Source organism: Lentibacillus sediminis, from assembly GCF_002763455.1.
Classification (GTDB): domain Bacteria; phylum Bacillota; class Bacilli; order Bacillales; family Amphibacillaceae; genus Lentibacillus_D; species Lentibacillus_D sediminis_A.
This window is the reverse complement of the sequence record NZ_NIXK01000002.1, coordinates 448,919-469,528: the sequence shown is the minus strand read 5'-3', so window position 1 is coordinate 469,528 and position 20,610 is coordinate 448,919. Positions and strand designations below refer to the sequence as shown.

The 20,610-nt window shown below is 45.5% G+C and carries 19 protein-coding genes and 1 other annotated feature; all 19 genes read left to right on the top strand.

Annotation, left to right across the window (positions count from 1 at the left end; all coding sequences use genetic code 11):
• Window positions 1-68 precede the first annotated feature (68 nt).
• The 19 genes from CEG13_RS06430 to CEG13_RS06340 all read left to right on the top strand — a co-directional run bounded on the left by CEG13_RS06430 (window position 69) and on the right by CEG13_RS06340 (window position 19,878).
• Window positions 69-2,012, top strand: coding sequence for a stage V sporulation protein D (locus tag CEG13_RS06430; protein WP_100011050.1), 1,944 nt, complete (start codon window positions 69-71; stop codon window positions 2,010-2,012).
• A gap of 148 nt (window positions 2,013-2,160) precedes the next feature.
• A complete protein-coding gene (locus CEG13_RS06425; RefSeq protein ID WP_100011049.1) occupies window positions 2,161-3,630 on the top strand; it encodes a UDP-N-acetylmuramoyl-L-alanyl-D-glutamate--2,6-diaminopimelate ligase in 1,470 nt (489 codons plus the stop codon).
• On the top strand, window positions 3,627-4,994 hold the full coding sequence (locus CEG13_RS06420) for a UDP-N-acetylmuramoyl-tripeptide--D-alanyl-D-alanine ligase (RefSeq protein WP_338033003.1): 1,368 nt from the start codon (window positions 3,627-3,629) through the stop codon (window positions 4,992-4,994). Before CEG13_RS06425 ends, CEG13_RS06420 begins: the two co-directional genes overlap by 4 nt.
• Window positions 4,995-5,033: 39 nt before the next feature.
• Window positions 5,034-6,020, top strand: coding sequence for a phospho-N-acetylmuramoyl-pentapeptide-transferase (gene mraY, locus CEG13_RS06415; RefSeq protein ID WP_100011047.1), 987 nt, complete (start codon window positions 5,034-5,036; stop codon window positions 6,018-6,020).
• Window positions 6,017-7,366, top strand: a complete 1,350-nt coding sequence (gene murD, locus CEG13_RS06410) for a UDP-N-acetylmuramoyl-L-alanine--D-glutamate ligase (RefSeq protein ID WP_100011046.1) — start codon at window positions 6,017-6,019, stop codon at window positions 7,364-7,366. Before mraY ends, murD begins: the two co-directional genes overlap by 4 nt.
• Window positions 7,367-7,447: 81 nt before the next feature.
• Complete coding sequence (gene spoVE / locus CEG13_RS06405) at window positions 7,448-8,554, top strand: stage V sporulation protein E (protein ID WP_100011045.1); 1,107 nt, start codon at window positions 7,448-7,450, stop codon at window positions 8,552-8,554.
• 250 nt (window positions 8,555-8,804) lie between these two features.
• Window positions 8,805-9,617, top strand: a complete 813-nt coding sequence (locus CEG13_RS06400; protein WP_100011044.1) for a cell division protein FtsQ/DivIB — start codon at window positions 8,805-8,807, stop codon at window positions 9,615-9,617.
• Between the two features lie 307 nt (window positions 9,618-9,924).
• Entirely contained in the window at window positions 9,925-11,211 is a 1,287-nt protein-coding gene (gene ftsA / locus CEG13_RS06395; RefSeq protein WP_100011043.1) for a cell division protein FtsA, read from the top strand.
• Window positions 11,212-11,293: 82 nt separating this feature from the next.
• Window positions 11,294-12,424, top strand: coding sequence for a cell division protein FtsZ (gene ftsZ / locus CEG13_RS06390; RefSeq protein WP_100011042.1), 1,131 nt, complete (start codon window positions 11,294-11,296; stop codon window positions 12,422-12,424).
• 734 nt (window positions 12,425-13,158) lie between these two features.
• On the top strand, window positions 13,159-14,079 hold the full coding sequence (gene spoIIGA / locus CEG13_RS06385; RefSeq protein ID WP_100011041.1) for a sigma-E processing peptidase SpoIIGA: 921 nt from the start codon (window positions 13,159-13,161) through the stop codon (window positions 14,077-14,079).
• A 14-nt stretch (window positions 14,080-14,093) separates the two neighbouring features.
• Window positions 14,094-14,813, top strand: coding sequence for an RNA polymerase sporulation sigma factor SigE (sigE, locus tag CEG13_RS06380; protein WP_100011040.1), 720 nt, complete (start codon window positions 14,094-14,096; stop codon window positions 14,811-14,813).
• Between the two features lie 127 nt (window positions 14,814-14,940).
• On the top strand, window positions 14,941-15,723 hold the full coding sequence (gene sigG / locus CEG13_RS06375) for an RNA polymerase sporulation sigma factor SigG (protein WP_100011039.1): 783 nt from the start codon (window positions 14,941-14,943) through the stop codon (window positions 15,721-15,723).
• 137 nt (window positions 15,724-15,860) lie between these two features.
• Window positions 15,861-16,139: a YlmC/YmxH family sporulation protein gene (locus tag CEG13_RS06370; protein ID WP_100011038.1), complete on the top strand. Its 279-nt coding sequence runs from the start codon at window positions 15,861-15,863 to the stop codon at window positions 16,137-16,139.
• Window positions 16,140-16,196: 57 nt separating this feature from the next.
• Window positions 16,197-17,009 carry a peptidoglycan editing factor PgeF gene (gene pgeF / locus CEG13_RS06365; protein WP_100011037.1) on the top strand — a complete coding sequence of 271 codons (813 nt, stop codon included), beginning with the start codon at window positions 16,197-16,199 and terminating at the stop codon, window positions 17,007-17,009.
• A gap of 60 nt (window positions 17,010-17,069) precedes the next feature.
• Window positions 17,070-17,741: a YggS family pyridoxal phosphate-dependent enzyme gene (locus tag CEG13_RS06360; protein ID WP_100011036.1), complete on the top strand. Its 672-nt coding sequence runs from the start codon at window positions 17,070-17,072 to the stop codon at window positions 17,739-17,741.
• 19 nt (window positions 17,742-17,760) lie between these two features.
• On the top strand, window positions 17,761-18,186 hold the full coding sequence (locus CEG13_RS06355) for a cell division protein SepF (protein ID WP_100011035.1): 426 nt from the start codon (window positions 17,761-17,763) through the stop codon (window positions 18,184-18,186).
• Between the two features lie 7 nt (window positions 18,187-18,193).
• A complete protein-coding gene (locus CEG13_RS06350) occupies window positions 18,194-18,448 on the top strand; it encodes a YggT family protein (protein WP_100011034.1) in 255 nt (84 codons plus the stop codon).
• A 10-nt stretch (window positions 18,449-18,458) separates the two neighbouring features.
• Window positions 18,459-19,241, top strand: a complete 783-nt coding sequence (locus tag CEG13_RS06345) for a YlmH family RNA-binding protein (RefSeq protein ID WP_100011033.1) — start codon at window positions 18,459-18,461, stop codon at window positions 19,239-19,241.
• A gap of 133 nt (window positions 19,242-19,374) precedes the next feature.
• Window positions 19,375-19,878, top strand: coding sequence for a DivIVA domain-containing protein (locus CEG13_RS06340; RefSeq protein WP_100011032.1), 504 nt, complete (start codon window positions 19,375-19,377; stop codon window positions 19,876-19,878).
• A 60-nt stretch (window positions 19,879-19,938) separates the two neighbouring features.
• Window positions 19,939-20,163, top strand: a binding site (T-box leader).
• The last annotated feature ends 447 nt before the right edge of the window (window positions 20,164-20,610 follow it).

The following is a 20,610-nucleotide window of genomic DNA, read 5'->3' as shown; positions in this document are numbered from 1 at the left end:
AGTGTTCTATTCGTTTTTTCATACTCATATAGTGGATACAAGCCTGCCTATGAAAAGGGGATGGGAATATGAAACGAGTATCCGCCGTTACTGTGAAGAAACGAATAGTTGCTGTTTTTCTTATTGGCATATTAGTGCTGGGTGTCATAGATCTTCGCTTGGGCTATGTGCAGTTTGTCATTGGTGATGAGCTGATGGAAAAGGCGAATAATTTATGGACAAGGGATATCGTCTTTGAACCGGAACGAGGAAATATACTGGATCGAAATGGTGATATTCTTGCAGAAAACGTATCCGCACCTTCCGTTGTTGCCGTCCCAAGGCAAATCGAAAATCCCGAGGACACAGCAGAAAAACTGGCAGAGGTGCTGGAAATGCCAATGAATGAAGTCTATGAAACCATTACACAAAACCAGTCCAGTGTTAATCTGCGTCCGGAGGGAATCAAAATCTCTGAAGAGCAGGAAACACAGATTCGGACATTGAATTTGGCTGGTATCTACTTAGCAAAGGACTCCAAACGGCATTATCCGTTTGGCGATTATTTATCCCATGTGCTTGGTTTTACCGGAATTGATAATCAGGGGCTAATGGGCCTGGAGCTTTCCTATGATGACAAACTGAGCGGGGAAGAGGGGAGTCTTTCCTTCTATTCCGATGCAAAAGGGGGAAGGCTGGACAGCCTTGCAGATGTTTATACACCGCCAACTGATGGCATGCATTTGCAAACAACGATTAGCTCCGAGGTACAGACAATTCTCGAGCGGGAACTTGATCTGGCGGTGGCGAAATACAATCCTGACGGAGCGCTGGCTATTGCCGTGAATCCGAAAACCGGCGGGGTGCTTGGCATGTCGTCCAGACCGAATTTTAGTCCGGAAAATTACCAGGAGGCAGAGGCCTCTGTTTTTGACCGCAATTTGCCGATATGGAGTACGTATGAACCAGGCTCTACCTTCAAGATTATTACCCTGGCTGCGGCCCTTGAGGAAGAAGTGGTAGATCTGCAGGAAGACGAGTTTCATGACCCTGGACATATTGATGTGGATGGTGCCAAACTGCATTGCTGGAAAAGCGGTGGCCATGGGCATCAGACCTATTTGGAGGTTGTGCAGAATTCCTGCAACCCGGGCTTTGTCAGTCTCGGGCAAATGCTTGGGACAGAGCGGCTGTTTTCTTATATTGAAGAATTCGGCTTTGGTAAAAAAACAGGGATTGATTTAAGAGGGGAAGGAAATGGAATTCTATTTGATCCGGAAAATGTCGGACCTGTAGAACTGGCAACCACTGCCTTTGGCCAGGGGGTTTCCGTGACACCGATACAGCAGGTAATGGCGGTAGCGGCAGCTGTTAATGGCGGCTATTTATATGAACCGAACATTGCCAAAGAATGGATTGATCCGGTGACAAATGAAACAATCGAAACAATGGAGACAAATATAAAAGACCAAGTGATTTCCCAGTCTACTTCCGAAGAGCTCCGTCATGCCCTGGAAAGTGTAGTGGCACAGGGTACAGGCCGCCCAGCATATGTTGAAGGGTACAGAGTAGGCGGAAAAACCGGTACGGCGCAAAAAGTCGGACCGGATGGCAGATATATGGAAAATAACTATGTCGTTTCCTTTATTGGTTTTGCCCCTGCAGACGACCCGGAGATTGTTGTTTACGTTGCTGTGGATAATCCGAAAGATACTGTACAGTTTGGCGGAGTGGTAGCGGCGCCGATTGTCGGAAGGATAATAGAGGACAGTATGCAGGTTCTTGGTGTGGAACCGAGGGAAGGCGGCCTTGATAAGGAATACCAATGGCCGGATCAGCCGAAAGTGGAAGTGCCTGACTTAATGGGTCTCACTAAGGATGAGCTTGCGGAGTATATGGTGAATTTATCCATTGAAACAAACGGCACCGGGGATTATATTATTGATCAGGCGCCAAGTCCGGGAACCGAGGTGGAACAGGGGTCAGAAATAAGAATCTATTTATCGAATGAAAATGATCGTGCATCGGAATAAAGTTTGCTATAATATTGAAATGAAGAAATGAACGGCTGCCCTGTGCACATCTGTTTTTCATTCAGAGTTCTAAAGGGAAGACTTATTTTTTATATAAAGTGCCATGCCTGTATCTCTGACGAATCAACGAGATAGGGTGAGGGTTCCCATGAAATTAACAGATCTTCTTGGATGCCTTTCGTTTTATGAGACAAAGGTTCCTCTTGATTCCATAGAGGTAGCTGCGATAGCGATAGATTCAAGGAAGGTGGAGAAAGGCAGTCTGTTTGTCTGTCTTAAAGGATTTGCCGCTGATGGTCATGCATATGCTGGGGAAGCTGCGGAGAATGGCGCGGCTGCCATTATTGCCCAAAAGCCTATAGAGACAGAGCTCCCATTAATTATTGTTCCTGATACCGGGCGTGCGCTGGCTATGCTGAGTGCTGCGTTTTATCAGAATCCAACAGCTGAGCTCCCGCTGATTGGTGTAACAGGGACCAATGGCAAAACGACCGTTACGTACTTATTGGAAAAGATTTTTCAGGAAAACAGAAAAAAAACAGGGGTTCTAGGCACCATCCAAATGAAAATCCGCAGCGATGTTTACCCTGTTGCAAATACCACACCGGATGCTTTATTTTTACAAAAGTCATTTCGCTCAATGCTTGATGCCGGTGTGGAGCAGGCTGTGATGGAGGTTTCCTCCCATGCACTGGACCTTGGCAGGGTATATGGGTGTGACTTCGATATTGCTGTCTTCACGAATTTGTCCAGGGATCATCTTGACTATCATGAGGATATGAAGGAATATTTGCATGCGAAAAGTCTGCTGTTTTCGCAATTAGGCAATACTTATGAGGACTCCAGTAAAAAATTCGCGGTCCTGAATGCAGATGACCCGGCAGGACAGTATTTAATAAAGAAAACATCACAGCAAGTCATCACTTATGGGCTGCAGGAAACGGCATTGGTAAGGGCAGAGGAAACCCGCATGACTCAGGATGGAAGTTCTTTCCGCTTAGTAACACCAGCCGGCGCTGTCCCTGTTTCCACAAAGCTTGTTGGTAAATTCAATATCTATAATATGCTGGCAGCCAGTGCTGCAGCCCTTGCTGCTGGGGTTTCACTCGAAGTGATAAAGACGGCTCTAAAGGGAATGACCGGTGTGAACGGACGGTTTGAGCCGGTCGCAAAGGGCCAGCCTTATCAGGTGCTTGTCGACTATGCGCATACACCGGATTCCCTGGAAAATGTGCTCCAGACGATTCTAGAGTTTGCAACAGGAAACGTGTATGTTGTAGCGGGATGCGGCGGCGACCGGGACCGCAGTAAACGGCCGCTGATGGCGGCGATGGCGGTGAAATATGCAGATTTTGCCATATTCACCTCGGATAATCCGCGCACAGAAGATCCACAGCATATTTTAAACGATATGACAAAAGGCCTTTCTGAAACCAATTATCAAACGGTTGCCGACCGCAAAACTGCCATCAGAATGGCGATTGATTTGGCAGAAGAAGATGACGTCGTGTTGATTGCAGGGAAAGGTCATGAAACTTACCAGCAAATTGGGGATGAAAAAGTGGAGTTTGATGACCGGCAGACAGCAGCAGAAGCAATCAAGGAAAAGGAGAAATGATGATGCTTTTTACAGCGGCATGGATATCCGGCATTTTCCAGGAATATAGCGGAAATGTGCAGGAAACAATCACAATCAACGAAGTAGTAACAGACAGCAGGGTAGAGGCAGATCATGCGCTTTTTGTCCCGATTGCCGGCGAGAATTTTGATGGGCATGACTTTTTGCTGCAGGCAGTTGAAAATGGGGCTGCTGCCGTTTTATGGGACCGGTCTAAACAGCTCCCGGAAAGTCTGCCGAATGATTTTCCCGTTTTTTATACGGAAGACACCGTTACGGCATTGCAAGAGCTTGCAAGCAAATATCGTGAAGAGGTGGATCCCGTGGTGATCGGCATTACGGGATCCAATGGGAAAACCACAACCAAAGATCTGGTGGCTGCGGTGGCAAAAACTACTCGCCGTACCCATTATACGGATGGAAATTTTAACAACCACATAGGCCTCCCGTTGACCATTCTGGCAATGAAGCCTGATACGGAAGTACTTGTACTGGAGATGGGCATGAGTGCGTTTGGCGAGATTGATTTATTATCCCGCCTCGCCCTTCCTGATCATGTGATTATTACCAATATCGGGGAGTCACATATTGAATATCTCGGGTCCCGTGAAGGAATTGCCAAAGCAAAACTGGAAATACTGCATGGACTGAAAAAAGGCGGATCCATAATCATCGACGGAGATGAACCGCTGCTGGAGCATCTCCACAAAGAACCAAATTGTATCCGCTGCGGATTTCAGCCGGAGAATGATCTGGTGATAACGGAAGTGGAAGTCAAACAGGAGCAAACGGATTTCCGGGTGGCAGATGAGAGCTACACAGTTTCCTTATTAGGCAGCCACCATACAAAAAATGCAGCATATGCGCTTGCGGTTGCAGGGAAACTGGGAATCCCCCCGGAAAAATGCAGACAGGCTTTCAAATCCTTGGAATTGACCGGCATGCGCTTTGAGATGATTACAGGTCCCGGCGGGGAATCGATTATCAATGATGCGTACAACGCTTCGCCAACCTCTATGAAAGCAGCGATCGAAGTGGTCAAACAAATGAACGATTTCGAGCAAAAAATTCTCGTGCTTGGAGATGTTTATGAGTTGGGAGAATTTGCTGAGACAATGCATCGCTCGGTTGCCGAGGTCATCACAGAGCCGATTACTGCTCTTTTGACATTTGGAGAGGACGCGGCCTATATTACACAAGAAGTGAATGAAAGACAGCCAGCGATTCCAAGCCGTCATTTTACTTCACGGCAAGCGTTGGTCGGGGCGTTAAAACCTTATTTGCAGAAGGATGCCGTCATTTTATTTAAGGCTTCACGTGGTCTCCAGTTTGAATCACTGATTAATGAAATCATACATACGTAATTTTCAGTATGGGCGGTAACTGAACGAGGAGGAATTGTCTTGAATACACTAACTTTGATTATAACCATCGCTATAGCTTTTTTAATCACCGTCCTTATTTCTCCGGTTTTCATCCCTTTTTTAAGACGGTTAAAATTTGGACAAAGCATACGGGAGGAGGGGCCACAGTCCCATCTGAAGAAAACCGGCACCCCTACCATGGGCGGCCTGATGATTGTGGTCAGCATTATTATTACCTCAATTATCATGGCAGCCAAGACGAGCGCAGACGGAATCGGTTACGAGCTATGGCTCCTGCTGTTTGTATTGGGCGGCTACGGGCTGCTTGGTTTTCTGGACGATTTTATCAAAGTGGTAATGAAGCGAAATCTGGGACTGACATCCCTGCAAAAATTGCTTGGACAAGTGGTCATTGCGCTTGTGTTTTACTTTATTATTCAACAGCAGGGCTTCTCCACTGCCATTGAAATTCCGGGAACACAAATTAGCTGGGAGCTTGGCTGGGGATATGCTGTTCTGATTCTGCTGATGCTTGTCGGGTCATCCAATGCGGTGAATCTGACAGACGGGCTGGACGGTCTTCTGGCAGGAAGTGCGGCTATTTCTTTTGGGGCGTTCGGAATTCTTGCATGGTACGGTTTTGCTGCTCCTGAGGTGACACTTTTTTCCCTGGCTGTGGTTGGTGCTGTGCTCGGCTTTCTTGTGTTTAATGCCCATCCGGCCAAAGTGTTTATGGGGGATACCGGCTCACTGGCTCTCGGCGGGGCATTGGCGGCAGTAGCGATTTTAACGAAAATGGAAATCCTGCTGGTCGTGATCGGTGGGGTGTTTGTGCTGGAAACCCTCTCTGTCATCATTCAGGTGATTTCCTTTAAGACAACAGGAAAGCGCGTATTTAAAATGAGTCCGCTGCATCACCATTATGAACTGATCGGCTGGTCGGAATGGCGGGTGGTCACTACCTTCTGGCTGATTGGTCTTGTCTTCGCAGTATTAGGCATTTTTATTGAGGTGGGATTGGCTTGAGAAAATTAGAGAACTTCACATATTCCCGGGCGCTTGTCCTTGGATTGGCAAAAAGCGGAACAGCTGCCGCCAAATTGCTGCTTCAAGAAGGTCTTGAAGTCCGGGTCAATGATAAAAAAGCCGACGAAGGGGATGAGATGGTTCAAGAACTGGCAGCTCACGGCGCAGAGGTGATTGCGGGTTCGCATCCGTTATCTGTCCTCGACGGAATAGAAGTAGTGGTAAAAAATCCCGGCATTCCGTATACCAACCCAGTCGTGCAGGAAGCTTTGCTGCGGAAGATCCCTATGATTACAGAAATCGAACTGGCTGGCCAGCTGGCAGAAGGAACGATTATCGGCATTACTGGCTCCAATGGAAAAACCACTACGACTACATTGACAGTCGAAATGTTAAGGGAGAGCAACCAGCCAGCGAAAGTTGCCGGCAATATTGGAAAAGTCGCCACGGAAGTAGCGCAGACACTCTCCAAACAGGAAAGTCTGGTTCTCGAGCTGTCTTCCTTTCAGCTGATGGGAATCGATACTTTTCGTCCGCGGGTTGCCGTGCTCTTGAATATCTTTGAAGCGCATTTGGATTACCATCAAACCTTTGAAAATTATAAACAAGCCAAATTTAATCTATTCAGGAATCAGACGAAAGATGACTATCTGATTTACAATGCGGACGATCCGCATTTAAAAGAAGCAGTCAAACTGGCGGCGTCCCGAACGATTCCTTTCTCCGTTCAGCGAAAGGTCGAGGACGGGGCATGGATCGAGGATGGTGCTGTTTTTTTCCTTGGTGAGAAAGTGATGGATCTTGATGAAATTGTACTTGTTGGAGATCACCAGCTGGAAAATGCACTGGCAGCTCTGGCGGCAGCGAAGCTAAGCGGGGCGACGAATGAAGGGATTCGTGCTGTGCTTACAAGTTTTGCGGGGGTTAAACACCGGCTGCAGTTTGTGGATAAAATCCATGGCCGGCTGTTTTATAATGACTCCAAAGCGACAAATATATTGGCAACGCAAAAGGCATTGGATTCTTTTCAGCAGCCGACGATCTTGCTGGCTGGCGGGCTGGACAGGGGAAATGAATTTACCGAACTCGGATCCTATCTCAGCAATGTTAAAGCAATGGTCGTTTTTGGTGAAACAGCTGATAAACTGAAAACAGCCGGAGAAGAGGCAGGAGTTCCGGTAATTGAGAATGCCGGCGATGTCAAAAAAGCGGCGCAAATTGCTTACACCCTCTCCGAAAAAAATGATGTAATCTTGCTGTCACCAGCGTGTGCCAGCTGGGATCAGTACCGCACCTTTGAAGAAAGAGGAGACATGTTTATACAAGCTGTGCATACATTAATGTAGGGGGCTTGTATAAGCGGTCATCTACCACTTGTGCACATTAAGAAGCCCCTTTTCCAATAAACATGGAACAGGGGTGTATTTATGTTTCGAAAATTAGCTGGACGGTCACCGGACTATTTACTGCTGGCAGTGGTGCTCACACTGCTGCTGATTGGGGTTGTCATGGTATACAGTTCCTCCTATGTCTGGTCCGACTATAAGTTTGGAGACAGCTTTTACTATTTAAAAAGACAATTATTATTTGCCGGGGTCGGGGTGGCGGCGATGTTTTTCGTTATGCTGATTCCATACGGCAATTGGAAAAAATACGCGAAAGTCATTTTGTTTAGCTGTTTTGTGCTGCTCTTGTTGGTATTGATTCCCGGTGTCGGTATGGTGCGCGGTGGGGCACAAAGCTGGCTGGGCATCGGTGCCTTCAGTATTCAGCCATCTGAATTTATGAAATTGGGTCTGATTATTTTTCTGGCAGCTTATCTGGCAGCCAATCAGAAATATATCACTTCATTCAGAAAGGGATTTTTTCCATCTCTTATTCTTGTATTTACTGCGTTTGGGCTGATTATGCTGCAGCCGGACCTCGGCACAGGAATGGTGCTGGTGCTTACCTGTATGCTGATGATTTTTGTATCAGGTGCAAGGCTGTCCCATTTTTTTGGACTAGCTGCCATTGGACTAGCCGGTTTTGCGCTGCTGATTATTTCAGCTCCATACAGGATTAGCCGGATCACCGCATTTCTTAACCCGTGGGAAGATCCGCTTGGCGACGGCTTTCAGATTATCCAGTCGCTGTATGCAATCGGACCAGGTGGCCTGATGGGAGTGGGGCTTGGAGAAAGTCTGCAAAAATACTTTTACCTGCCGGAACCGCAAACGGACTTTATTTTTGCAATCCTCGGAGAAGAACTCGGGTTTATCGGCGGGACATTTGTGATCGGGCTGTTTCTGTTGCTGTTCTGGCGCGGCATAAGAGTTGCTCTGGAAGCCCCGGACCCATTTGGGCGCTTCCTGGCGCTTGGGATTGTATCCATGCTGATCATCCAGGCAATGATTAACATCAGTGTGGTGATTGGGCTAATTCCGGTGACGGGGATTACCCTGCCATTTTTAAGCTATGGCGGTTCATCGCTTACACTCACCTTATGTTCGGTAGGTATTTTGTTAAATATCAGCAGAAATTCCAAAGTGTAACAGAACAAAAGCGGAAGCCTGTCTTAGCTGTCCCTATCCAAATACGTAATAGCTTATAACTTCCTAAGAACTGAAAAGAGACACTGGAAAAAATTTACCGGCAATTTTTCCGAAAAAAACTGAACAAACTGGGTAAAGAGCACTATCAGCCGTCAACCATTATGTGGTATAATTCAACTAACATCATAGAGGGGGCGGCAAGTGAATTTGCTTTTCACTCTATAATTTGGGGATAAAGGAAGAAATGGGGATGAGCGAAGAAAAAATTGTTTCGATTGAAGACCGAATTCCGAAATTGAAACAAGCCCGCAAAAAGAAGGCAAATCGGCGCCTGATCTTTTATCTGTCTATCTTTTTTATTTTAATAGCTGTGATCGTTTATTTACAGTCTCCTCTTAGTCATGTTCGTTCTTTTGATGTGACAGGCAATTCCTTTTTAACGGATGAAGAGGTGTTGAATCTCGCAGGAATGGCTGCCGGGACGAACATCTGGACAATTGACAGGGAGGCGATTTCCTCCTCTGTTTTGGAAAGTCCGATCATTGAAGAGGTTGAGGTAGACCGGCAATTGCCTTGGACGGTGCAGATCAAGCTCACGGAGCATGAACGCGTAGGCTACAAAGAAGAAGAAAACCATTTTTATCCGGTGTTGGGTAATGGAACGGTTCTAACAGAAATGGAACAAAACACCTATAATGGCGATGCCCCCCTATTAGTGGGGTTTTCGGATCAAGAAATGTTCAAGCAGATGACAGCCCAGCTTCAGGCATTGCCTGAGAGTATACTGGGTATAATCTCGGAAATTCACTGGCAGCCCTCAGACGGTGATAACCATTCCATAATGCTTTATATGAATGATGGATATATGGTCAGCGGAACGATCCGGGAATTTGCAGAAAAAATGCAAGTTTACCCTTCGATTGTTTCCCAGCTTGAGCCGGGGTCTGAAGGGATTATTCATATTGGTGTTGGAGCCTATTTTGAGGCATTCGGATCTGCAGAAGAGACTGCTGACTCGGAAAACGAGGCAGATGCGGAGGAAGACAGCACGCAGGATGAATAGTTTTCCAGTAAATAAATTTTAGATGAAAGTCAGCAAATCGAATGAACATACGAAAGGTATATTAAACCGGAGAGCCTTCGTTGTCCCGTGATTTTGCCATTTGTGCTTTAACCTTGGCAAAAAACCGGAAACTTGCAAATAAATTTAAGAAAAATAAAGGAAAATGCCGGTTTTATCTAGAATTACTAATTACATTTTCCTTTTTGAGCAAATTCCGATAGAATACTAGATAAAGAAAAAATAATAATGATGAATTGAAAAGTATTACCAGGTGACAGATGCTTAGGAATCAGGAGGTGCCTTTCTTTTGAACAACAGCGAAATACTAGTAAGTCTTGATATAGGTACGACAAACATTAAAGTAATTATTGGTGAAGTGCTGCAGGATTCACTTAACATCATTGGTGTCGGCACAGCGAAATCAAATGGAATGAAAAAAGGCGCAGTTGTGGATATCGACCAAACAGTCCATTCCATCCGAAATGCAGTGGAACAGGCGGAACGCATGGTCGGCATGCAAATTGACAGTGTCGTTGTCGGCATTAATGGAAATCATGTACAATTGCAGCCGTGTCACGGGGTTGTTGCTGTCCAGAGTGAAAATCGGGAAATTGAGGATGAGGATGTTACCAGAGTGATTGATGGCGCTCAGGTAATTTCCATGCCGCCGGAACGGGAAATCATTGATGTCATTCCCAAGCAGTTTATTGTGGATGGACTTGATGAAATCACCGACCCCCGCGGGATGATCGGTGTCCGCTTGGAAATGGAAGGAACGATTATCACCTGTTCCAAAACAGTTTTACATAATCTTTTAAAATGTGTAGAGCGTGCTGGACTGCAGGTTTCTGATATCTGTCTGCAGCCGCTTGCCGCAGGAACGATCGCCCTTTCCGATGACGAGAAAAATATGGGAGTTGCTCTTATAGACGTTGGCGGCGGATGTACAACGGTTTCCATTTTCCAAAATGATCAGCTTACAGCCACAAGTGTGGTCCAATTAGGCGGGGACAATATCACAAAAGATTTGTCTGTTGGTCTAAGAACCTCTACGGAGGATGCAGAGGATATCAAACTGAACCATGGTCATGCATTTTATGACACGGCACAGGAAGATGAAACATTCGATATCTCGATTATTGGAAGCAATGCAAAACAAACCTTTAACCAGGTTGAACTCGCAGACATGATTGAAGCAAGACTGGAAGAGATCTATGCTTATGCAGAAAGAGAAATCCGCAAGATGGGGTATCAGGGAATCCCGGGAGGCTATGTGCTGACAGGCGGCACGGTGTCCATGCCGGGAGCTCTGGAACTGGCCGAGGATTTATTTCCTGCCAATGTCCGGATTGCCATTCCCGATTATATCGGGGTCAGGGAAGCACAGTTTACCGCAGGGGTAGGAATCTTGAAATTTGCCTACCGCAATGCGAAAATACAAGGAAAAGAACTTTTTCCGGCAATCGGCATAAATGAAAATGAACCACAGCCGAAACCAAAAAGATCTAAGAAACAGGCGAACAATACAAAGGAAACAGCCGGGAACAAGAAAGATTCTAAAGTGGCTAATCTGTTTAAATATTTCTTTGACTAATATTATGCAGAGACAAGCAGTCATATTCCCGGAAACATCCGTTCATAATGCTCGTAATTTTGCAAAGTAGGAGGAACGCAGTATGTTAGAGTTTGATACGAATATGGAAGAACTTGCGACGATTAAAGTAATTGGAGTTGGCGGGGGCGGCAATAACGCCGTTAACCGGATGATTGAACATGGTGTCGAAGGGGTGGAATTCATTGCGGTCAATACAGACTCCCAGGCACTTAATTTATCCAAAGCGGAAGTCAAAATCCAAATCGGAGATAAGCTGACACGCGGGCTGGGAGCAGGCGCCAATCCGGAAGTTGGCAAAAAAGCAGCAGAAGAAAGCAAAGAACAACTGGAAGAAGTACTCCAGGGTGCAGACATGATCTTCGTTACCGCCGGTATGGGCGGAGGCACCGGTACAGGGGCAGCTCCGGTCATTGCACAAATTTCCAAGGATTTGGGCGCGTTAACGGTAGGCGTCGTTACCCGGCCATTTTCGTTTGAGGGCCGCAGACGCTCAACACAGGCCATTTCCGGTATTGACGCATTGAAGTCAAGTGTAGATACACTGATTGTTATTCCAAACGATCGGCTTCTGGAGATTGTGGATAAAAATACACCGATGCTTGAGGCATTCCGTGAAGCAGATAATGTTCTCCGTCAAGGGGTACAGGGTATTTCTGATTTGATCGCCAAGCCTGGTTTGATTAATGTCGACTTCGCGGATGTGAAGACGATCATGATTGACAAAGGGTCCGCGTTGATGGGCATTGGAATTGCCACTGGAGAGACAAGAGCTACGGAGGCTGCGAAAAAGGCAATCTCCTCCCCGCTCCTGGAAACTTCCATCGATGGAGCAAATGGTATTTTAATGAATATTACCGGCGGCACCAACCTGAGCTTGTATGAAGTGCAGGAAGCAGCTGATCTGGTAACTTCAGCTGCAGATACGGAAGTGAATGTCATTTTTGGTTCGGTAATCAATGAGAACCTGAATGACGAAATTATTGTTACTGTCATTGCGACAGGTTTTGATGAAACGATACAAAAGCCCGAAAATCAGCCAAGGCAGCAGCGACCGGTCATAAACCAGCAACAACAAGCAGCAACCAGGGAAGAACAGCCGCGTGAGCCAAGGCAGCAGCCGCAGCGTTCCAGACAAGAAGAAGACACCCTGGATGTTCCGACATTCTTGCGTAACCGCAATCGAAACAGATAATCAGAAGAAAGCTCTCTTCGTAAGTTTTGTTGCTTATTTATTTTGTAGTTGATGGGAAAATGTGACATAGGCTGCCGCTGCGGGGTCTCGCCTATGCTTTTCATCCCGTAGGAGTCTCGGGGTATTTCCTCCGCTAACGGTGTGCTTTTTAAAAGCAACCAATAGTTCCCACTCTGTTGGTGGTTGATGGGGGGGGGGTGACGATACTCGACTCCTGCGGGAGGAATGGCCTCGGTGAGACCTCGCAGTGCGATAGCACAAGGGGGCTCAACAGCCACCCTAAGGTGCGCGTAGTATATTTCCGCAGCGGCGATTATGAAACCCATTAATTTACGTAGCAGATATTGTGATAAAAACAACAAACTTTTTTCGATGGGGCGAGTAATCGCAGTCCCAATTCGTTACAAAACAGCATAAAAGAAAGAAAGCAAATGGATGGCCAAGCCGTCTGTTTGCTTTTTTTATATGCATTTTCGACTGCCCGGGTTTCCAAATCTCTTTCCGACAAAGTCCCCGATAACTAGTGGAAATTAGTTCCCCGTCTCATACAGGAAGTGACAGACTTTGCTTATGATGTCCGGTATACTACGGATAAATCAGAGAAATGGGAAAAGCGTTGGTCAGATTTGGTTGGTTTTATGTCAGGTCGACCAGTATTCACAGCTGCCCATTTTTACAGTCTGCCTGATTTTTACGCTGCTCTAAGTGGAAGTCAGAAGGGAAGGAAGAGTTCAGTGACTATTTATCTTGATGCGGTCTGGGCATTGAATTTTTTCCTGGATATGATGCTTTTAATGCTAACACAGGCACTGGCACGGGATGGCACCGGGAGAATCAGGATAGCTGCAGGTGCTTTGATCGCCTCGCTTCTGGTGCCGGTCACGATTTATTTTCCTGATTCCTTTTTCTCAAGCCCATTGGGAAAGTTTCTGTACTCCATTATTATTATTATTTGCGCCTTCGGATACAGCAACTTGTACCGAATGGCTAAGCTGCTTGGGTTATTTTATTTCGTCACATTTGCCATAGGGGGGGGATTAATCGCTGTCCATTTTTTATTTCGGAATCCGTTTGGTGTTTCGGCAGATGGCATTCTTACGTATAACAGTGGCTATGGAGACCCAATCAGCTGGCTGTTTGTCGCCGCCTGCTTCCCGGCCGCGTGGTATTTCACAAAATCCCGTATGGACAAGCATGGCAATGAAAAAATCCGCTATGATCAGCTCTGTCCGGTGACCATACAACTGAATAATCAGGGCTTTTCGACGACCGGCTATATAGACAGCGGCAATCAGCTGACAGATCCACTCACAAAAAAACCTGTCATTATCTGTGATCAGCCTTTTTTAAGCAGGTGGTTTACCGAGGAAGACTGGAAGCGGCTTCAGACAGCCCATGAAACATTGAGATTTGATCAGCTTCCGGAAAAATGGGAAAAACAGATTCAGCTTGTACCCTATCAAGGTGTGCAGGGATCAAGCATGTTTTTATTGGCGATTCGGCCCGAGCAAATCATCATCCACTATGGTGAAGAAAATATTATCACAAACAAAGTGCTGATTGGGATTCAGTTTGCCGATCTGTCAAAAGATGACAGCTATCATTGCCTGCTGCATCCGCAAATCATAAAATCAGCATCTGTATACTCGGCATAAAGGAGAGAGATTCTATGAAAGTATGGAAGTTGCGTCTAAGGTTATGGTGGTATAAACTGCTTTTCAAACTCGGCCTAAAATCCGATGAAATTTATTACATAGGCGGAAGTGAAGCTTTGCCGCCTCCGCTTTCTAAAGAGGAAGAAAGGGAATTGCTTATCCTCTTGCCAAAAGGAGATCCATCGGCAAGGTCTGTGCTGATTGAGCGCAACCTGCGTCTCGTCGTTTATATTGCCCGCAAGTTTGAAAACACCGGAATTAATATAGAAGATCTGATCAGCATCGGCACGATTGGACTGATTAAGGGAGTTAATACGTTTAATCCGGAAAAGAAAATAAAACTGGCAACCTATGCCTCCAGGTGTATCGAAAATGAAATTCTGATGTATTTGCGCCGGAATAATAAATTGAAGTCTGAAATATCGTTTGATGAACCATTGAATATTGACTGGGACGGCAATGAACTTTTGCTGTCTGATGTCTTGGGCACAGACGAGGATATCATTACCAGAGGACTGGAGTCTGATGTGGATAAAAGTTTATTGAAAAATGCTCTTTCCCAGCTGAATGACCGGGAAAAACAGATTATGGAACTAAGGTTTGGTCTGGTTGGTGAAGAAGAAAGAACCCAGAAAGATGTTGCCGATATGCTGGGCATCTCTCAGTCCTATATTTCACGTTTGGAAAAAAAGATTATTCGCCGCCTGAAAAAAGAATTTAATAAAATGGTTTAGCCCTAGAGGCACAAGCTAAGAGCGTCTTTTTGCCGCCCAGTACCGCCTTAGTATCCTGCATAAAAACCCTCCCGCCCGGAGATACTGTTCCTTGAACAGCATCACCAACTGGGAGGGTTGAACTTACATGACAAGACATAAGGTTGAGATATGTGGTGTTGATACATCGAAATTACCCGTTTTAAAGAATGAGGAAATGCGTGAACTATTTATCAGAATCCAACAGGATGGAGATTTATCAGCAAGAGAGGAATTGGTAAATGGCAATTTAAGACTGGTATTGAGTGTCATTCAGCGATTTAACAACCGTGGAGAATATGTTGATGACCTGTTCCAGGTAGGGTGCATCGGTTTAATGAAATCCATTGATAATTTTGACTTATCGCATAATGTCCGTTTCTCCACTTATGCTGTTCCAATGATTATTGGGGAAATCAGACGGTACCTGCGGGATAATAATCCGATTCGTGTATCCAGATCACTACGGGATATTGCCTACAAAGCTCTGCAGGTAAGGGAAAAGCTGATCAGCAAGACATCAAAAGAACCGACCCCGATGGAACTCGCCGAAGAAATGGGGATTTCCCATTCGGAAATTGTATTTGCACTGGATGCTATCCAGGATCCGGTCTCCTTATTTGAACCAATATATAACGATGGCGGAGATCCAATCTTTGTGTTGGATCAGATAAGTGATGAGAAGGATAAAGATTCCACATGGGCAGATAAACTCTCCCTGAAAGAGGGGATGTTCCAATTAAACGAACGGGAAAAAATGATATTAAATAAACGGTTTTTTCAAGGAAAAACCCAGATGGAGGTAGCTGATGAGATCGGTATTTCTCAGGCTCAGGTGTCAAGGCTGGAGAAATCGGCGATCAGCCAGATGAATAAAGAGATGTTTGAATAACTAACGTTTACGAAATAAAAAGGATACAAACGCTTTAAGGTTTGTATCCTTTTTATTTATGGAATAAACGCACGAACCGGGATTTCCATGAAATAATCAGCATCTGCCGCATATATTTTCTATAAAGGGGGATAAACATGGTGAAACTATCGGAACTGCAGTTGAAAGAAGTTATTATTGTAGATGATGGAAGCAGAATTGGCCATATCTCTGATCTGGAAATTGATGCAGACCGTGGTAAAATCTTGGCGATTGTCATTATGCTTAAGGAAAAAAAAGGCGGGCTTTTCGGAAAGCCGGATGAACTGCTGATTCATTGGGAGCAGATTGTCCGCATTGGGGCCGATGTGATTTTGGTCAAGGATGTGCAAGCGCCGGATTTGTATGCTGCTGCCTCTTTTTCAGATAAAGAGTAGCGATTAGCGCAAAATATGATAGAATAAGACAAAAGAGCAGTTTCAGGAGGGGATCCGATGCGGGAACCATTTCAACAAGAAAATCATGAATCTTTTCTAACGATCAAAAAATGGCAGGAGGCTGACCCCAGATTAAAAGCGGGTTTTACAACAAGAAACGGCGGGGTTAGCCCAGACCCTTTCACTACTCTTAATCTTGGACTGCATGTTTCTGATGAAAAAGAAAAGGTGCTCACAAACCGGCAGATGCTGGCAGAAAACCTGGAAATGCCACTCACAAACTGGGCGGCGGGGGAGCAGATTCATCAAACCAACGTGGAAAAACTAAGCCGCAGTGACCGGGGAAGGGGAAGCACGGATCATCAGCAGGCGATAAAGGGGACAGACGGATTTATAACAAAAGAACGGGGAATCCTCTGCACCGCCTTCTTTGCCGATTGTGTTCCGTTGTTCTTCTTTGACCCTGAGACTGGATTTATTGGCATCGCACATGCAGGCTGGAAAGGAACCGTCAACCGGATGGCGGAACAAATGGTTGAAAAGCTCACAGATGAAGGGGTGAACCTAAAAAGTCTGCTCGTTTGTATCGGTCCATGTATCTCCAGAGGTTATTATGAAGTGGATGAGCAGGTCATACGTCAGATTCCGGCAGCAGACCAGGAAAAAGTAATCACAGTGCAAGGGGAAGGACGGTTTTTACTTGATTTAAAACAATTAAATGTAGAAATTCTTTTACAAGCCGGGGTATTACGTAATAATATAGACGTAACAACTTATTGCACGTATCGGGAGGAATCTCTGTTTTTCTCGCATCGGCGGGATAAAGGGAAAACTGGAAGAATGCTTGGATTTATCGGCTATTCTAGGTAATTTTCTTTTAATACGGTCGGATATAAAGCAAGTTTTCTTAAGTGGAGGCAAAAGAGAAACATGACAGCAGCAGCAAATCTGGAACAAATTCGTCATCATATCAGAGAAGCCTGCGAAAAAAGCGGCAGAAATCCGGACGATATCACACTTATCGGGGTGACGAAATATGTTACAATAGAACGAACCGAAGAGATTATTCAGGCAGGTGTTGAGAATCTTGGCGAAAATCGTCTGGAAGGCTTTCTGGAAAAATACCAGCATTTTACAGACAGAGTAAACTGGCATTTTATCGGCACCCTGCAATCGAGAAAAGTGAAAGACGTAATCAATCAGATTGATATGCTTCATTCCCTTGACCGGAACTCACTCGCGAAGGAAATCAATAAGCGGGTGAATGAGCAGTTGGATTGCTTTATTCAGGTTAATGTCAGCGGTGAAGTCTCCAAGCATGGATTGGATCCGGAAGAGGTAGTGCCATTTGTGGAAGAGATGGCAGCATATGAAAATGTCCGCATCATCGGGCTGATGACAATGGCACCGCATATTAATGATGAGCTGCGCTTAAGAGAGATCTTCCGGACGCTGGCGAAGTTAAGGGATGAAGTCTCAAGCATGCAGCTTTCCCATGCCCCTTGTGCTTATCTTTCCATGGGGATGAGCAATGACTACCGGATTGCCATTGAGGAAGGGGCAACCCATGTACGAATCGGGTCAAGCCTGACAAATTCCTGATGTTTAGTGAGGTGAAACGATGAGTTTTAAAGATAAGCTTAAAAATTATTTTACCATGGACGATGAATATGAATATGTGGAAAAAGCGGAAGAACCGCCAAATAAAACGGCGGGAAAGCAGGCAGGTCAAAATGTCGTAAGCCTGACCAGCATGCAACAGGCTTCTTCCAAAATGGTGCTTTGTGAGCCGAGGTCGTACAATGAAGCCCAGGAGGTTGCCGATAATGTTGTTAACCGGCGGGCGGTGGTAGTTAATCTTCAGCGGGTGGACAACCATCAGGCAAAACGGATTATTGATTTTCTCAGCGGCACTGTTTATGCCCTGAATGGGGATATCCAGAAGCTGGGCGCAGAAACATTTCTGTGCACGCCGGATAATGTGGATGTTTCCGGGACAATTTCCGAGCTGTTCTCAGATGAAGAAGAAACAGGAAAAGGATGGTAATGAATAAATGTTTGAGTTATATACATTTTTGAGTATGGCATTAAACGTGTACAGTTTTGCGCTTATCATTTATATTTTAATGTCATGGTTCCCGGGGGCACGCGAGTCTTCTTTTGGGGAAATGCTAGGCAGGATATGCGAGCCGTATCTGGAAATATTCCGCAAATTCATCCCGCCGATCGGCATGATTGATTTGTCACCGATTGTTGGCATCTTTGTTTTGCAATTTGCAGGCATGGGCCTGGCAACCTTACTCTTATAGGGTGGCTGAAATGGATATTTATCAGCATTTTCGCAAAGAAGAACAGGGGTTTGTCGATCAGGCCCTCTCCTGGAAAGAAGAGGTGGAGTGGTCTTATCAGTCCAGACTGACGGATTTCCTTGATCCGAGAGAGCAGCAGATTGTCGAGATGCTCACAGGGACCAGACAGGATGAGTTGAAAATTTCCCTGTATGGCGGCGATCCGCATACGGAACGGTGTCGGATGATCATTGTCCCCTGGTATGAAGAGATCAGCGAGGACAGCTTTCAACTCACATTGCTTGAAGCTTCTTTTCCAGCGAAGTTTATTCGTCTGGAACATCGGGACGCAATGGGAGCATTTCTTTCCCTTGGCATCAAGCGGAGCAAGCTCGGCGACATCGTGGTTGGAGACGGTGTTGTGCAGATCATTGCGGCAGCAGAGATTGCTCCCTACATTCAAACCAACCTGACTTCCATAAAAAAAGCAAAAACTGATTTTCGAGAAAAACCGCTTTCCAGTTTACTGAAAAAGGAAATGAAGTGGGTTGAGACGGATAAGACGGTTTCCTCGTTAAGATTAGACGTTATACTGAAGGAAATTTATCCCATTTCCCGAAAAGAAGCAACAGAAGCGATCAGCAAGCTACAGGCTAAGGTAAATTTCCGGGTGGTTGATGACAGCAAATTTGAACTGCAGGAAGGCGACCTAATCTCTCTTAGGGGGAAAGGAAGAAGTAAGCTGGTCAGCATCAATGGCCGGACGAAGAAAGACAAATGGAAAATAACTGCAGCTGTTTTAGCAGATAATTAAATATTTTACTGTATAATCATGAATGCTGAGCGAAAAGTCATGCTTTCCCAAAATAACTTTCCTTGCTTGCAGGAATTTTGTCGTCTGATGGCGAATGAATAGGAACAGATCAATTTATTAGGAGGTGGCCTCTGTGCCATTAACACCGCTTGATATTCACAATAAAGAGTTCACCCGGGGTTTTCGCGGGTATGATGAAGATGAAGTGAATGAATTTTTGGATCAGGTGATCAAGGATTATGAAACGGCAATCAGAGAAAAAAAAGATCTGCAGGAAAAATTGGATCAGCTGAATGAAAAACTCGGACATTTCACCAATATCGAAGAAACGCTGAATAAATCGATTCTTGTAGCACAGGAGACAGCAGAAGAAGTGAAAGGCAGTGCGACAAAAGAATCCAAGCTGATTATCAAAGAAGCCGAAAAAAATGCCGATCGCATTATAAATGATGCTTTAAGTAAATCACGCCGCATTTCTATGGATGTGGAAGAATTGAAGAAACAGGCGAAAGTTTTCCGAACTCGCATGCGCATGCTCGTTCAGGCTCAGCTGGAAATGATTGACACCGATGACTGGGACAGGCTGTTTGACGAGGAAATGGGTGAAGATCTCGAATTACTCGAAACAGAGTCTTAAGCCTTGACGTATTAGGGATTTTTACATATAATTCATAAAGATAACAGGTAAAATAATAATGCAACCGCGTTGATGGAGCCAGTATAAAAACAATTGCTGCCTTAGCGAGCCGGGAAATGGTGGAAGCCTGGTGCAGAAATGTTTTTTGAAGATCACTCCCTGAGTTTCCATTCTGAAATGAGTAGGAATGGACGGCTAATCCCGTTACAGATATCAAGTGAATTCAGGACTGGAAACCGGGCCTGAATTTATAAGGGTGGTACCGCGAGTCTTCTCGTCCCTTTTGGGATGATGGAGGCTTTTTTTAATTTAGGGCTGTTTCATGAAAAATTTGTGGATAATCTCACAAATGTATATAGTCTGCGATGTAACCTACCGCTACGGAAATACATTCCGCTTTCCGCGGGCGGCCGGTGAGCCCCCTTGTGCTGTCGCACGGCGGTGTCTCACCTGTGCCTATCCCCCCGCAGGAGTCTCCATGTATTTCCTTCGCTGGTAAGAGTGTTTAAAATTAAACAACAGCGCCCCCTGTTGATGGTTGATTTTCGCTGTGAGTAGCTACTCCTGCGGTCTAGTCCTGAGCAGGAAGTGGATTTTAAACACAAAGTAGTTGAAAGATGGAAAACACAACAAGTCAGCGGAGGAAATACCCCGAGACTCCTGCGGGAAGAAAAGCTTAGGCGAGACCCGCAGTGCGATAGCACAAGGGGCTCGGCAGCTTCCCGCGGAAAG